An 857-nucleotide genomic window follows, 5' to 3' on the forward strand; every position below is an offset into this window, starting at 1 on the left:
GCGCGGGCTTGTGCAGCCTCAGCCGAGGCAGTCTGCACAGCAAGTGCGGCGCGCAATTCAGCGATTTGCAAGGTGGCATCTGACATGGCAAATCTTTATCACAGACACCACGAAAGGCCAATAAAAACAGTCCTTTCCCTGTGAGTTAACCAGCCGTTTTAGGCCTTTGTGTCCAGCGCGGATTTCTCCAGTCTATGCCTTCCAGAAGATAGCCGAGTTGTGCGGCTGATATCGCCACCGCCGTCCCTTCCTGGCTTACGGGCCAGATGAACTTGCCCGCTTCCAGGCGTTTCACATACAGCGACATTCCGACCCCATCATGCCATAAAAGTTTCACCAGATCACCTTTGCGGCCCCGGAAACAGAAGATTTCGCCACCATGCGGGTCACGCTCAAGGCCCTGCTGAACCGCCAAGGCCAAGGTGTTCATCCCTCGCCGCATGTCCGTCACACCACCTGCGATCCACACCTTCGTGCCCGCCGGAAACGCGATCATCGCAGCAACCTCAGGCCATTGAGCAAGCACGCGGCAGCATCCATATCGAAACCCGCAGGGATCGTCACACGATATCGCGCGCCAAGATCGATTGTTATCGCGGGCGGTTGCGACGGTGGCACGGGGGGCAGGCCTTCAGAAGCCGGCCCATCGTCTTGGGAAACAAGGCGCAAGAAGTGCGCGGCGCATCCAAGCATCCCAAACTTGTGCCGATAGCGCCAATCGTAGAGCTGTGATCGCGATATCTCATGGCGCCGCGCGACCGCGGCCAATGTCACACCGTCGCAATGGCTTTCTTCAACGATCGCGATCTACTCGTCATCCGTCAAATGGCGGCGACGGCCCGTGTCAGAAACCGACA

The 857-nt window shown here is 58.2% G+C and carries 2 protein-coding genes; both read right to left on the reverse strand.

Features of this window, described 5'->3' with window-relative positions:
* Positions 1–145 precede the first annotated feature (145 nt).
* On the reverse strand, positions 146–496 hold the full coding sequence (tnpB, locus tag ACTZWY_RS19780) for an IS66 family insertion sequence element accessory protein TnpB (RefSeq protein ID WP_444792416.1): 351 nt from the start codon (positions 494–496) through the stop codon (positions 146–148).
* Positions 493–807: a transposase gene (locus tag ACTZWY_RS19785; protein ID WP_444792417.1), complete on the reverse strand. Its 315-nt coding sequence runs from the start codon at positions 805–807 to the stop codon at positions 493–495. Before ACTZWY_RS19785 ends, tnpB begins: the two co-directional genes overlap by 4 nt.
* Positions 808–857 lie beyond the last annotated feature (50 nt).

It is taken from the genome of Roseinatronobacter sp. NSM, assembly GCF_052379845.1.
Taxonomy (GTDB): domain Bacteria; phylum Pseudomonadota; class Alphaproteobacteria; order Rhodobacterales; family Rhodobacteraceae; genus Roseinatronobacter.